The sequence below is a fragment of the Paenibacillus sp. 05T425 genome, assembly GCF_056396205.1.
Genome location: NZ_JBFTLA010000023.1, coordinates 17,276 through 32,185 on the forward strand (window position 1 = coordinate 17,276; position 14,910 = coordinate 32,185).

Below are 14,910 nucleotides of genomic sequence, written 5' to 3' on the forward strand. Positions count from 1 at the left end.
CCCCTTCGGCAGTGCTATTCCCAGTTCAGCGAAACCGTTTGATCGGTTTTCTCTKACTCCAAAGCCGCTGTGAATAGATKATGGCTCATTGCCGCTTCTTCCGGTTTCGCACATTGAAAGGAAGCTTGATTGTCTTTGCCGTTTGCGATTTCATCACAGAACGCCGCCCACATCTGTAAAATCGAGTCCGAGAAACCGAATTCGAAGATACCTCCGGTAATCGTTCCATAGGCTGATTTATAAGGAACATCTGAAATATGCCATGCCTGCTCGCCGCCTGGCTCATATGGAAGGAATGCGACCTGCTTCGGGTTCTTGGTCGTGAACTCTGCAGACCCTTTTGTGCCGTTAATCCGGATAAACCAAGTATTGGCATGACCCGGGGCAATCCGTTTCATGGAAAGCACCATCGGGAAATCATGCTTTTCTGTTTTGACCTCACATGCCAGAATCGCATTATCCCATGTTTCACAAGCGGCCATGCCGCCTTTTCCATCCGGACGCTCCTCTACGATTTTACTAAGCAGCGACCTTACGTTCGCCGGCTTCCAACCGAACCGGAACGGCAAATGCGCGACGTGCATCCCCAAATCACCCATGCAGCCGTATTCGCCATTGGTTCCGATACGACGCTTCCAATTGATGGTTTTGTTTGGATCGAGGTCACTGCTATGCCAGAACCCGGCCTCAACCTCGATAATTTTTCCGAGTCTTTCTTGATTAACCCATTCGACAATCCGCTGGGCTCCCGGGAAGAATGGAAATTCAGAGGAGCAGCGAACGATCACGTCCGGGTTCTCCGCGATTGCCTTCATGATTGATCGATTGGCTTCCGCATCGATGCCAAATGGCTTCTCGCCAAGCAAATGTTTCCCGGCTTTAATGATATCTGTATATAATTGCTCATGCAGGTTATGCGGCACTGCGCAGTAGACAGCATCCACGTCCGGATCGGCGATGAGCTCTCGGTAATCGGAAGTGGATTTCTTCACGCTAGGCAGGTTGTTTTTGAACCATTCTGTCGCAGGCAGGTGCGCATCGCATACATGTGTAATTTCAGGAATAAAATCCACATTGGTCAAGTGGCACCAACGCGCCGCGGCGCTTGCAAATTCTTTTCCCATTAACCCGCAGCCGATGACACCGAAGCGAATGACTTTTTTCGGCATGCCGATTACGCTCCTTTCAAAATAGCTATCGCTTGCTCAGGCGTCGCGCCTTGGTGAACGACAGCCATAAATGCGCGAGTCATCGCCTCTGGATTATCATGCTGGATGACATTGCGTCCGTATACAATTCCTGAAGCTCCCTGCTCCATAAGAGCATAAGTTCTTGATAAAATTTCTTCGTCCGAAGCCCGTCCGCCGCCCCGTGGCAATACCGGCTTACCTGATGCCGCTTCTACGACCTTATGGTAATCCTCTACGTTATCGCATGGATCGGCTTTGATTATATCCGCGCCAAGCTCCGTACCTTGACGAACAAGCGGAACGATCTTCGTAATGTCGCCATCGACCATATAGCCGCCTTTTTGCTCATTCGGAAGCATAACAAGCGGTTCTACCATAAGCGGCATGCCATAACGTTCGCACTCCGTTTTCAGCTTCGATATATTTTGTACGCATTGACGATGAAGCTCTGGTTGTCCCGGCAGCAGCAGCAGATTTACAACGACGCAAGCTGCGTCCAAGCGAACTGCTTGTTCAACCGGATTATGAATGAGTTCACTGAATAGGTGTGAGGGAAGCTTCGTCCCGTATACGTTAGCAACATCCGTGCGCAGCACGAGTGAGGGCTTCCCTTTACCTGGAATAGCTTGAAGATGCTCTGCTTGACCAACGCTAAGCTGTATCGCATCGGGATTGGCGCGTACAATCGTCTCGATTGCTGCTTTCATATTCTCAATGCCTGCCAAAAATGAATATTCATTGAAAAAGCCATGATCGATCGCGACATCAAAGCACTTGCCTTGTTCACTAAATAAACGATTTAAACGAGCGGTAACGGACATATTTGACACACCTCATATATTGTTTTATTGGTAATTACGCTTTGTTGCTGCTGCGGAACGTACGCATGATTTCTTGCGCGTCTTCTTTAAAGTCCTGAATGACATTCATCATAAATTCGTGATAAAACGTCTTTTCTTCCGACTGGATAAAACGTTCTTTGGCCCGGTCGACAACCTTAAGCGCCATCCCCGTGTAATAATTGATCTTAGACGCACCGTGATCGATGGACTTGTGGAAGTCTTCCTCCGACAACCCAGACCCACCGTGCATCACAATCGGAACGCCAGCCGTATTCCGAATTTGCTCCAATCGCTTTAAATCCAGAACCGGTTTTTTTAAATAAACACCGTGGACAGTGCCGAATGCAGCGGCAAGCGCATCAATACCGGTTCGCTCAACAAACTCCCTTGCTTGCTCGGGATCGGTATAGAGCGAAACATCGTCGATGATGGAATCATCGTCCTCGCCTTCCGCTCCTCCGCTCTTGGGACGAGTAACATAACCAAGCTCACCTTCAACCGAAACGCCAAGCGTTTTAGCAATCTTAACGACCTCTGCGGTTCTGCGAACATTTTCTTCATACTCATACTCGGAGCCATCGAACATGATTGCGTTAAAGCCTAAATGCATCGCATTCGTAACCGCGGAGAAGCTCTTTCCGTGATCAAGAAGGATGCTGACCGGCACCTTGGCACGGTTCATCGCTTCTACCATGATGGGGGCAATCTGCTCGAGCGGCGTATACTTAAAATGAATTTCAGCATGGCACAGGATGACTGGTGACTGTTCTTCCTCAGCGGCCTCAATGATTCCGCGAACCATATCTAAATTTATTGCGTTAAAGCAAGGAACGGCATAGCCTCTGCGAGAGGCATCCCGCAGCATTTCACCCATGGAGATTTTAGACAAATTACCTTCCGCCTTTCTGTTCAGTCTTTAATTTCAAATGTTCGTTTCAAACATATTATAGTTAATGGAAGTGTAATACGCAACTACGAAATTAAAATATTAATCGCTGTTTCTCTTTTTCGAAATAACAACCGATTGGAATCTTCCAATCAAAACCCCATTAAAACTAAAGATTTCAGCCGTTTTATTTTAAATATTATTCTTAAAATTTATATTATGCAAATGAACAAAAATTGTTTATAATGAACATATACTTATATTGGAGGGATAACAAATTGTCACTAATGGGACTCGACATTGGAACGACTGGATGTAAGGCTTCGCTTTTTGATGAGGGAGGAACTCTTCTTTCAGCCGCCTATATGGAATATCCTTTGGAACAGCCGAAACCAGGAGCTTTCGAGTTAAATCCAGAACGAGTCTGGGAATCCGTCAGACGGGTTATCGCAGATGTGCTCTTAGCCGTTCCCGGCATCAATGTTCGCGCACTTAGCATTTCTTCCTTGGGCGAGACGGTTGTTCCCGTTGACCATGATGGACATGTATTAAGCAATGCCATCTTGTATACGGATCCAAGAGGTATTGAGCAAGCTGCAATCATTGAACAAAAAATCGGCAAGGAACGGACGATGGAGCTTACGGGAGTCCCCTTGCATCCGATGTTCTCCCTTCCAAAGGTCATGTGGATCAAACAATACCAGCCTGAGATTTACCAAAAAGTATGGAAATTCATGCCGTTTGGCGATTTCATCGCTTTTGTACTCACGGGTATTTCCGTTACGGACTACACCTTAGCCTCCCGCACTATGGCCTTTAATGTGTCCAAAAAAGAATGGGACTCCGATATGTTTGATGCCGCCGGTATTGAAGTAGACAAATTTCCTGATCTCATTCAGTCCGGCCAAATCATTGGCCACGTTCGCAATGAAATAAAACATTCGCTAGGTTTTCGTTCAGAAACGTTAGTCGTAGCAGGCGGCCATGATCAAGCCTGTGCAGCTCTCGGTGCAGGCATTCTACATAACAACMATGCGGTGGACGGCATTGGAACCGTGGAATGCATTACGCCTGCCTATACTTCACCGATCCTGGATACCAAGATGCTCCAGTATCAATTCAATTGCGCACCGCATGTCATTGAAGGACTATATTTGACGTATGCCTTCAATTTTACCGGCGGTTCCCTTATTCGGTGGTACCGAGACAAGTTCGGTCAAATAGCCGAAGCAGAAGCCCGCAAATTAGGCATTAACGTTTACGACTTTTTGAATTCAACATCTGCAGCCTCGCCTACCGATTTGCTCGTAATTCCTCATTTTGCCGGATCGGGTACGCCTTACATGAATCCCGAAGCCAAAGGTACCATTTATGGATTATCGTTTGATACAGATTCCACCCATCTGTACCGGGCATTAATGGAAGGGGTTACGTACGAAATGCGCTACAACCTCGAATGCCTTGCGGAAGCAGGCATCCCTATTGAGACGCTGCGTGCGGTAGGCGGCGGAGCTAAATCCGACGTGTGGCTGCAGATCAAGGCAGACATCATGAATTGTCCAGTAGAGAGATTAAACGTTAGCGAAGCTGGAACGATGGGCAACATCATTCTTGCAGGAAAAGCTTCCGGTGTTTACCAGTCATATGAGGAAGCCGTGAACGTGCTTGTCAAACCGCTTCGCGTGTTTTACCCAAGTGAGCCTAATACGTCTCTCTATCAGGAGCGCTATGAGAAATACAAAGCTCTTTCACGAGCAATTTCCACCTTATAAGTTTGAAAAAGAAACATTCCAGGATGCTGCAGCCAAGCTGCAATGTCGGAATGTTTCTTTTTTTGAGTGTTACCCCGTAACGAAATAAGCAGTGATGTCAGAGCAAGCCTGATATCACTGCTTGTAACGCCTTGCCTTTGTAGAGAGGATAACTTCCCTCAATTATTCCGCGGCATGCCAGCCCCTTTAATTCAGACTAAGTGTTKGTTCTCCCCAGAAAGCCCAATCATATCCGTAATCCCCAAGGGAGTCCGTAATCAGGGTAATGACAACGGACTTTCCGGCATAATCGTCCAAAGCAAGGCTAAACGGCGTCCATGCCCCTCCAGGCATAAGGTCCTCCGACCATAGCACATGCCCGTTTACCGCAATACGGAAGCCGACTCCCTGCGAATCATCCGCGCCGTCCTTGATTCCTATATATCCGCTAATTTTTGTATCAACGCCTGCCGGAAGCGTTAAAGCGTAGTCGATATGCGTCTGCCCCCGCTGAGGCGGGTGGGCGTCCAGTCCCTGCTTTTCGATACCTAGCACCGAGCCTTCACCGGCACTTCCTCCGAAAGGACCTTGCGGTGCTCCTTCCGTACCATTCTCGAACAGGAGACTCGAATCGAAAGGTTCATCGGACAAAGCAAGCGGAAGCTGTACCGGAGCAGAAGTACCGTAAATGAGATACAGCATATCGGTAGCAGGAGCCGTAACCTGGTAACGATGATTGCCAAGATCCGTATATTGAGCCAAGCCGGATAACGATTCCACGGATGTAATCGTCTGCGGGCTCACTAGCTTCAGATTTACTGTACGTGCAGTACCTGCCACAGGATCAATCACGACGCGCGGCGTTACCCATACGGCCGAGTCGTTGTCTACGGTGGTGCCTGGATGTGTCTCCAACCGGATCGTAACTTCCTTGCCTGCGAGTGAAGCCAAATCCAGCTCCACGGATATAGGAGACGCGCTTCTGCTGAATTGTTCCTCGCTTAGAACGGGACGCGTCGCAGCTGGAGCTGCTTTCTCCCAAGCGAACGCTTTGAAGGTTACGCCGTCGCTGCTTAGCACATTCTGCTCGGAGCCTAGTTGAACGCCCGTCTTAAATACGGACGTACGATCTTCTGGAAGCAGCACGTCGAATTCCAACCACGTATGTCCTCCTTCCCATTGCCCTGAATAAGGAGGATGGGCGAGCATTCGGTCTCCCCAGTGCTGCACGGTTCCGCCTTGTGCAAACGTATGGGAAAACCCGTTTTCAGACGAGAAAGGCGCGCTTGTTTAATGAACAGTACCGTCGCCAAGCTTTTCGCCTGCCCGGATCGGGCCCGGATAATTCAGAAAATCGATGGTGGCTGGCTGCTGTTTGTCCTCCAGCGATAATACGGCGTGGCTTGTTTTGAGAGATAGCCGCTTCATCGCTACGTCGGACGGCCATTCATAGACATGGAACGCATCGGGGTCACGGGCTTCTTTGCTATAAAGATATGTTTTTTCCGGATTCAGGCCGAACAGCTTTGTCGTGTCATATAGATACCAATCCGGAATCCGGCCAGGAAGCTCTACTGTTTCGTTCCCGTATAAATAGCGAAGCACGTCCTCTCCTGCAGCGGGAGCTCCCAAGCTGTAATCGGTAAGCTTCTCACCGTACGCATCTCTCACATATTTGGCCGCTTCCCCATCGGCTGTTCGGAACGCAAATAACGTGGTATCCGACCAGTTCGTAAAATCCGCAGCCGGCTTCTCGGCTTGGTACCAGCGAACCTCATCCAGAAACTGCTCCATGAGTGGCGTTGCATTCGCGACTTGATCATAGTTAGGCCTTGAAAGCATGGGAATGGCACCCAGACGGTTCTGGACAACCTTATGCCAAGCGATAAAATAGTCCTCGGTCAACGGGTTTGCATGATCGGGATGACCGTAGATCGTTGTGTAAGGAGCGAAAATAGCCGAGCTCGCCGGCACGACTTGGTCGATCTTGTTATTATCCCAAGTACCCGTTGSAGCAAAAATGCCATAAGCGTGGCGCTGCGCGAAGGCCTCGTACCGCGTAGTAATTTCATTCAGGCTCTCGCCACCCAGCGCAATATTGGTCGGCAGCTCTTCTCTTAATTCCTTATGCAGGGCAATATTCCCTTGCATCATGTTCATGCCGTCCATCAAGCCGTTGGCGTCATTATACATCAGCAGCGATTGGTCCAGATGGATCGCATCGGGGCCTACCTCTTGGACGAGATCGACCATTTTGCCGACAAACAGATCGCGCCAGGCTTGCGAAGCCGGATTAATCTGTGCGAATTTAATCTGATCCGAGCCTGCGGTGTACTCCGAATAAATCGGATCAAGAGTAAACGGATCCTTAACCTGATAAGGCTGCATGGTTGCATAAGCAGGATTGCTAGGAGTCACGCCAAAAATATTGACATAGAGCATGACCTTGAAGCCAAGCGCTTGTGCGGCATCGATTTTATCCGCAATGTCCGGTTTTGGCGAATAGTTCGGAAAATTGACATCGTATGGATCGGATCGCCAGCCAGGTACGACAAGGAGCGTTTGTTCAGCATTTACCTGTTGCGCCAATGACTCTAGCAGCGGTTTGTCCTCTAAGTCCGTCAGAACGGTGAACGCGATGTCCTTCGCCCACTCCGGCTGAAGCCTTGCCAGCTTGGACAGATCAAACTTCTTGTCCGCCCACTCGCGATACTTTGTTGCGCCATTCACCCAATCTCCTTCATAAGCCCGGAGCCGCCAATCGGTAGACACCGCACGGGTCGTTTCCTGGAATGGCGCGGGACTGTGCGTTTCCATGCCTACGTAGAAATTCCCGTTTTCATGCTTGACGTGCAGTGTCTTGAAAAATCGGGCATCGTCGTTGGCATGCACGAGCATGCCGCCGCCCTCGCCCTGAATGATAAACATCTGCGCTTCCCATATGTTGGGATAGTCGAACTGCTGGAAGCCATAGGCCGCATCGGGCGAATCCGCAGTAAGGCGAATGCCCCCCAATACCGGAATAATCAAGTCATACGAATCGGGCACAATTAGTCCCCATTGAATACCCGAGATCCCCTGCGCGGCCGAATCCGCATGTTGGCTGACGGTAAGCGTGCCGTCATACTTCGCAGCAACGGTCGTTTCTAATTCTGCTCTGGTGGAGCCGGCTCCCCAGGTTTGCCCGAAGGTCGTATGCCCTTTCTTGATAGCCGAACTGGAAACAGAGGAGTTATTCCACAGATTCGTTAAAGACAGGTGACGAATGCCCGTTAACGGGCTGCTATTGCCAAGTGCCAGGCTKACGCTGCCGTAGGTAAAGTTTATGGCCCCTGTGCTTGAATTCAAAGTGACCAGCGCACTGCTGGCGGAAGCGAATCCATTAAGCATGCCGAATACAAGGATCAATGCCATGCATGCCACCAATTGCCTTTTGACATGAAATTTCATTATGAATCCCCTCTCCTGATACCTGCTTCTCCGTGGTTAAGACTCAAGCAACCTTGTCTGGAAGCTTGCGCTTCCCTCGCTTACGAATACTCCCCACCCCCCTTTCTGAAAATCATATAACCGCGTACTCAAAGCAATCGCATCGTTCACGTAAACCACGCACACCGATCCGTCAAGAAACACGCGGAGTTCGTAATCGGTTCCCGGTAAAAGCTCCACCGGCCTTTCCATGCCTACGACGTAAGGTACATCTCCCTTTCTTGGCCACTGGTCCAGTACAATCCGGTTCCTTCCCGGCTCCAGCCGAATCATATATCCCTGCTCCAGCTGTTCGTCCGCTCGTAAAATAATTCCGCAGCCGCGTGTGTTCGCGCCAAATGCAACATTCACCGTGAGTTTGCATTGCGTAGGCAGAATCCCTGCATAGGCACAGGCAAAGGAGTCTTCAGCCTCAGCGGCGGCTCTTGCCCCATTCAACTCCCAGCGGCCAAGCGCTTCCGTGAAAGAGAATGGCCTCTCGCTGGTCCATGCCGCATTTACGGTTTCAGGCACCTTTACCAGCAAGGTTCCGTCGCCCTGCTGAACGATTTCGTGAACGACAAGACTGCCTCCCCACTGCCAAGTGCCGCCATCATGCTCCCCTTCTCTCGTCGGATTCCATCCGAATGCGTATCGCCGCTCTCCGTCGGTCCACGTCTTAGCCGCATAGAAGGCCCGTGTGTCAAAACCATCGTTCTCTGGCGCAATCCATGGGCCCTGCAGCGACTCGCTCATGCGGTAATGGGTCACCGTCCGGTCGGAGAATGTGGAATAGACCAGATACCACCATTTCCCGATCTTGAACAGATCCGGGCATTCGTGGGTTGTGTACAAGTAAGGAGCCCAGAACGGCTCCCTAACCTCCCAGCTCTTCAAATCCTTCGAGGCGCATAAAGCAACGCATCCGCGGCGTTTGGAAGGCCCCTCCTTTAACCGGGCGGCCAGCAGCATCCAATATTCGCCCGCTTCTTCATTCCAGAACACGAACGGATCTCGCCAATCATGCTCCTCATACCGGTCGGCAGGCGCATAAAAAGCATCTTCAGGTATTTTCTCCCAATGAATCATATCACTGCTGACCGCATGCATAACCGCCTGCTGCTTCTTGCCTTGAGCGGGATAATGAAAATTGTTGCCGGTATAGAAAATATGGTACACCTCGCCTACTTTAATCAGACATCCCGTATAGATATAAAGGTCCTGCTCCGTTTCCCCTCCTCTTGAAAGCACCTCGCCATACTCCGTATAGGTTACAAAATCCTTCGTGCCAATCAGAAACCACGGCGTGCCTTCGCCAAACGTTTCCTTATCCCGCCAATCCTTCAAATAAAGCAGCTTGAACTCCCCGTCTTCATGAAACGGTATGACATCCGCCAGCCAGCCATCCTCCGGTTTATAAAAGAAATTACCCATGCTATTCCTTCACGCTCCCTAACACGATTCCTTTGACAAAATACTTTTGCAAAAAAGGGTAAACCAGCAAAATCGGCAGCGCTCCTACAATAATTTGCGCAGCCTTGGATGTTCGCGTGGATATTTGCGACAGCTTGTGAATATCCTCCTGCTTAACCTGCGAGAAATCGAAATTGATAATGATCGTCTGCAAATAGGACGATAAGGGGTAATGCTCCGGTTTATTCATGAGAATAAGACCGTCGAACCAACCATTCCAATGCCCGACGATCGTGAACAAGCCTACGGTAGCAAGTCCAGGCAGGGACAACGGCACATAGATGCTMCACAAGGTTCTTACATGTCCCGCGCCGTCTATAAAGCAGGATTCCTCAAGCTCTTTGGGAAGCCCACGGAAGAAATTGAGCAGCAGAATGACGTTGAACACGGGAACGGCACCAGGAATAACGAGCGCCCAGATCGAATCCAGAAGCCCTGTATTTTTGATGGTCATATACCAAGGTACCAGGCCGCCGCTGAACAGAATCGTAAATACGAAAATCCAGACGTAGCCCGTGCGGAAGCGGAACGATCTCGCTTCCTTGGACAAGGGATAGGCGATCATGATCGTCAGCATCATGTTGATAAAGGTGCCAAGCACTACTCGCTCAACCGTGATACCAAGCGAACGGAGAAATTCCGGCCGGCTTATTATGAAATCATAAGACTTAAGCGAGAAGTCGACCGGCCAGAAGGTTACCTGTCCGGCTGCTACCGCGGCGCTGTCGCTAAAGGAAACCGCCATCACGTGAATCAACGGAAGAAAACATAGGAAAGCCAAAAAAATCAGAAACGATGAATTTACGGCCAAGAACAGGCGTCTGCTCCAGGAAATATGCTGCAAGTTAGTCTCTCCTCTCTAGAAAATTCGGTAATTCGCGAACCGGTAAGCCAGCCAGTAGGACACCGAAATCAGCAGAAAGGAAACGACGGACTTAAACAAGCCTACAGCCGTTGCTACTCCGTACTGTGCATCGTTAAACGCGATCCGGTAGATCATCGTATCCAAAATATCACCGCTCTCGTATACGAGCGGATTAGAAAGATTGAATACTTGGTCAAACCCCGCATTCAGCACATTTCCAAGGCTCAAGGTCACCATTAGTACGATAATCGGCATCATGCCGGGCAGCGTAATATGCAGGGTCTGCTTCCATCTGTTCGCTCCATCCATGACGGCTGCTTCGTAGAGCGTTGGATTGACGCTCGTAATCGCCGCTAAATAAACAATGGTGCTGAAGCCAAACTCCTTCCAAACGTCCGAGAAAATGAGCACCGCCGGAAACCAACGGTTATCTGCAAGAAAGAATATAGGTTCTACTCCGAGCTTACCCAGGAGCGCGTTCACGATTCCTTCTGACGGAGACAACAAATCGATCAGAATGCCTCCGAGAATGACCCATGATAAAAAATGGGGCAAATAGATTAGCGTTTGTACCCCCCGTTTTATGGAGGAGCGGGTAACTTCATTTAACAATATCGCAATGAGGATCGGTACGAATAATCCTGCAATGATCTTCATACAGGCGATGAAAATCGTATTCCATACCACTTGCCCCGTATTCGGCATATCCAGCACGAATTTAAAATTGTCGAATCCGATCCATGGAGAACCAAACCAACCACTGAATATCGTAAACTTTTGGAAAGCGATAACTACCCCCAGCATGGGGACATAACAATAAATAAGAACCAGGACAAGCCCCGGCAACAGCAGCAGATGCAACGGCAGCTCCCGCATCCATTTCGCAGCTTTCATTTCTCTCTGTGCACCACCCTTCCAAACGTTTGAAGGGGAGGATGACAACCCTTCATCTTCCCCTTCGTCAAACTTCAATCTATTTCTCCTGCTTATTGCTTCTGAGAGGATAACCAGTCATTAATTTCTTGCAGAATCTGCTCTCCGCCAAGCTTGTTCCAGTCCTCGACGAAGGTATCAAACTCATCAACCGATGCAGCTCCCATAATGATTTTGGTAAACGTCTCTTTCTCTAGCTTGTCAAGCGTAGCCCACTTATCCGTCATGGTCTGCGTCTGCCCTCCGAAAGCCGTCATCAGCAGTCTATCGCCGGTATAGTTATCCATAGTGGCCTCAAAGCCGAAGTATTGGTGCGCAACTGCCCAATTTTCCATATTGCCGGTCTTCAGATAATCAACGGTAGGACCGTATTTATCCGTTTCCGTCAGCGCATCTTTCAGCAGGCTCTCGTCCTCGTTTTTGATGGCTTCCCGCAGCAGCACCAATGAATCCAGCACGCCTTGATTGGACACACCCGATTGTACGATCGAGAGCCTTGAGGTGTTGATTCGTTCCCCGCCCTCTTCAACCGTAATAAATTGGCCTTCATTCCTTCTCGAGCCATGAACGACTTCTTCGTGCAGGTTCAGCATTTTGACGACCGCTTCCGGGTGCTTGAACCCTTTGCGTACGACGACATATCCGCTGGCCGAGAATCCTGCGCTTGCCTTAGTCGGCGTTTCGTCTATCGATGGCACGGGAAACGGCTTCCATTCCATGCCTGGGTTTTTCTTAACGGCATCGTAGAACACATACGGATTCCAATTGGCTCCAAATGCCATGCCAAACTTGTTGGCGGCAATGTCTTCTGCCACTTTGTTGCTGTCCTTTACGCCGAATTCCCGATCCAGCTGACCGCCTTTATACATTTCCTGCAGCTTCGCAAGCGCTTGCTTCATCTCCGGCTGAACGGAGCCATAGCTCACCTTGCCGCTGTCGTCTTTTACCCAGGTTTGGGGATAAGCGTGATAGGCGTTGGAGAATCCGGTAATGGATGTAATCGGGCCGTACAAATAATTGTTAATCGCTATGCCAAACGTGTCGTTCTTGCTATTGCCATCTGGGTCCTTATTTGTAAACGCTTCCGATATTGCAAATACGTCCTCAATCGTTTTGGGCTCGGGCAAGCCTAGTTTTTCCAACCAATCCGTTCGCACCCACAGCAGGTTCGGCTCATAGATCGGGGCATTTACGACCGGAATGGCAAGCAGCTTGCCTCCGAACGTAGCAGAAGCGAGCGCAGCACCTCCATCTCCCATTTGAAGCTCCTTCGTATGGTCGGAAGCATACTTCTCATAAGCTCCAGTCAAATCTTCCAATTGTCCAGCGTCCGCCAGCTGCTTCAGTTGGCTCGCTGATACAGAGAACACCTCAGGCAAGCTTCCCGATGCAATCGATACGTTCAGCTTTCGGTTATATTCACTGGCAAGAGCCGTCCAGTCATGCACAACCTTTATGCCAAGCAGACTCTCATATTCCCGATACCAAACGTTATTGTCGATACTGTCGCCTTGCGGATATGTCCACGTTTGTTCTATTGGACGTGCGATATGAAGCTCAACGGGCGGATCATATTTCTCGAACGGATCTCCTTTTTCAATTGTTTCTCCTTGAGATGCACCCGGCTGCGACGTTCCGTCCGTATTCACCGGCTTCTCATTCGCTCCGTTACTGCAGGCCGTAAGAACAAGCGTAAAAACCAGCACGCTTGTCAACAGCATACTAAAGCTCTTTTGTTTCATATACTTACCCCCTATGATCATATACAGATGCTTCATCCCGCTCTGCTAGCCTAATTATAGGTCCTTCGAATCCGTGCTCTCTACTCGCCGATTTTCACTTTCGATTATCCTTTTTGGATATCTCATGCCGGTCCCTATACTCCTGAGGAGTCAAATTCGTTTCTTTCTTAAAAAAACGGTAGAAGGATTGCTCCGTCATGAAGCCGATAGCTTTGGAGATATCCTGAACGATCATCTGCCCTTGCGAAAGCAACTTCTGGGCCCTTGCCAACCGAGCGTCCGTAATGAAATCGGTCAGCGATTCGTTCGTGATTCGTTTATATAACCTCGTTAAATAATAAGGATTGTAGCCCACTACCTCGCCAATGCGGGTTAAAGACAAATCGCCTGCCAGATTATGCTCCACGTATAATTGGACATGCTTGATTAAATCGTCTTCCTGGTAAATCTGATCGTTATGCTTCTGCTCGAACAACCTCTCCGACAGCAGCGACAGATAGTCATCCGCTTCGTCCCAGGAGCGATGCGCATCGTACCTTGCCAGCTTGCTCATATCCAACGATGTGCTTATTTCGGCATGCAAGCCCCAGCGGTTCATATAAGACAGGAAGAGAGAAACGAGAGAGTAATAAATCTCCAGCTTTAGAGAGTCATCCGTTTTCATGGTGCCTCGAACCACTCCCATGAGTTTGCTGTACTCTGTGTGGAAATGTTGTCTTTGCCCGTTTTCCAAATAGACCGCTAATGTACCGAGCTTCTCCAGCTGGCTGCGGACTTCATGAGTTTGGACCTCCATTTCCGGGGCTCCCCCTTTGGAGCCTTGTCCATCTAACAAAATCAGCTCTTTGCCCATGCCCAGTCCCCGGCCGAGCAATCGTTTCAATGCACTAAACTGCCCCGGGGCTTGTTCCCACGACCTCATTTCTCCAGCCGCTGCAAATGAAACGCTAAGCTTAAGCAGCTGCTTGCAAGCCATTTGAATCGTCTCGATTGTGCCTTGGACGAATCGGACCGTCCAATTCTCTGCTTCGCCGCGATCCAGCGGTTGAAGAATCAATAGCAGCTTATTTCTCTCGTAACTCACTGTTAAGCAATTTGTCGATTTACCGAAATACTCTTCGGCTATGTTCTGGATCGCATACAGCATAAGATCCCTATCCCCGTTGCTAAACTCATCATGCCAGTCGTCTACCCGTCCGATAACTAGCAGCACCTTGCCCTTCGCGCTAAGCGGGATTTGAAGCTCTACGAACCTTTGTTCCAGCTTCCTAAGCGAATCMGGATCTCCTTGAATGACGTCCAGCATGTAGCCATTCAGAAGCAAAGGCCTCGCAAGTTTTATTTGGCGCTCCGCATTGCGAATCAACTGCTTGGATTCCACTGCCTCAAATAATTGAGCAGCAGCCTGCTCTACCGACCGCAAAATGGCATCATGGCCTTCCGTTTTCAGAAGGTAGTCCACGCCGCCGTTGCGCAGCACCTGTTGAATATAATCAAAGTCGTCATAACCGCTCAAAAATATGATTTTGCACCAAGGCCATTGCCTGACAATCTCCTTTTGCAGCTCGAGGCCATCCATTCCCGGCATTCGAATATCAGAAAGAACGATATCCACTTTCATTCGGCCAAGTACATCCATAGCTTCTGCGCCGGAATAAGCACCGAACACCTCCATTTCCAGCTTGCCTGACTGGCTGAACAAATCTAGCAGACTCTCTACGATCAATCGCTCATTATCGACAATTAGCAGCCTAATCATG

Annotated in this window: 11 protein-coding genes; 1 reads left to right on the top strand and 10 read right to left on the bottom strand. The window is 49.5% G+C overall.

All coding sequences use genetic code 11. The annotated features are described in order from the left end of the window. Window positions 1–14 precede the first annotated feature (14 nt). Genes AC1DF0_RS30155 through AC1DF0_RS30165 form a run of 3 tightly spaced genes read right to left on the bottom strand, consistent with a single transcriptional unit; the run spans window position 15 to window position 2,921 of the window. Entirely contained in the window at window positions 15–1,169 is a 1,155-nt protein-coding gene (locus tag AC1DF0_RS30155) for a Gfo/Idh/MocA family protein (RefSeq protein ID WP_477577178.1), read from the bottom strand. Between the two features lie 5 nt (window positions 1,170–1,174). Beyond that, complete coding sequence (locus tag AC1DF0_RS30160) at window positions 1,175–2,011, bottom strand: class I fructose-bisphosphate aldolase (RefSeq protein ID WP_477577180.1); 837 nt, start codon at window positions 2,009–2,011, stop codon at window positions 1,175–1,177. A 34-nt stretch (window positions 2,012–2,045) separates the two neighbouring features. Beyond that, a complete protein-coding gene (locus tag AC1DF0_RS30165; protein ID WP_477577182.1) occupies window positions 2,046–2,921 on the bottom strand; it encodes a class II fructose-bisphosphate aldolase in 876 nt (291 codons plus the stop codon). Window positions 2,922–3,205: 284 nt separating this feature from the next. Here AC1DF0_RS30165 and AC1DF0_RS30170 point away from each other — a divergent pair, with 284 nt between their 5' ends. Beyond that, complete coding sequence (locus AC1DF0_RS30170; RefSeq protein WP_477577227.1) at window positions 3,206–4,690, top strand: FGGY-family carbohydrate kinase; 1,485 nt, start codon at window positions 3,206–3,208, stop codon at window positions 4,688–4,690. 186 nt (window positions 4,691–4,876) lie between these two features. Here the strand turns inward: AC1DF0_RS30170 and AC1DF0_RS30175 are convergent, their stop codons facing one another. From AC1DF0_RS30175 to AC1DF0_RS30205, 7 genes are all read right to left on the bottom strand, one after another. After that, window positions 4,877–5,827: a hypothetical protein gene (locus tag AC1DF0_RS30175; protein ID WP_477577184.1), complete on the bottom strand. Its 951-nt coding sequence runs from the start codon at window positions 5,825–5,827 to the stop codon at window positions 4,877–4,879. Window positions 5,828–5,959: 132 nt separating this feature from the next. Next, window positions 5,960–8,119, bottom strand: coding sequence for a DUF6259 domain-containing protein (locus AC1DF0_RS30180; protein WP_477577186.1), 2,160 nt, complete (start codon window positions 8,117–8,119; stop codon window positions 5,960–5,962). Between the two features lie 36 nt (window positions 8,120–8,155). Further along, on the bottom strand, window positions 8,156–9,571 hold the full coding sequence (locus tag AC1DF0_RS30185) for a GH32 C-terminal domain-containing protein (RefSeq protein ID WP_442052806.1): 1,416 nt from the start codon (window positions 9,569–9,571) through the stop codon (window positions 8,156–8,158). Window position 9,572: 1 nt separating this feature from the next. Further along, entirely contained in the window at window positions 9,573–10,454 is an 882-nt protein-coding gene (locus AC1DF0_RS30190; protein WP_477577188.1) for a carbohydrate ABC transporter permease, read from the bottom strand. A 15-nt stretch (window positions 10,455–10,469) separates the two neighbouring features. After that, entirely contained in the window at window positions 10,470–11,369 is a 900-nt protein-coding gene (locus tag AC1DF0_RS30195; RefSeq protein WP_441943305.1) for an ABC transporter permease, read from the bottom strand. 92 nt (window positions 11,370–11,461) lie between these two features. Then, entirely contained in the window at window positions 11,462–13,150 is a 1,689-nt protein-coding gene (locus AC1DF0_RS30200) for an extracellular solute-binding protein (protein WP_477577191.1), read from the bottom strand. A 94-nt stretch (window positions 13,151–13,244) separates the two neighbouring features. Then, window positions 13,245–14,909 carry a response regulator gene (locus AC1DF0_RS30205; RefSeq protein WP_477577192.1) on the bottom strand — a complete coding sequence of 555 codons (1,665 nt, stop codon included), beginning with the start codon at window positions 14,907–14,909 and terminating at the stop codon, window positions 13,245–13,247. Between the last annotated feature and the right edge of the window lies 1 nt (window position 14,910).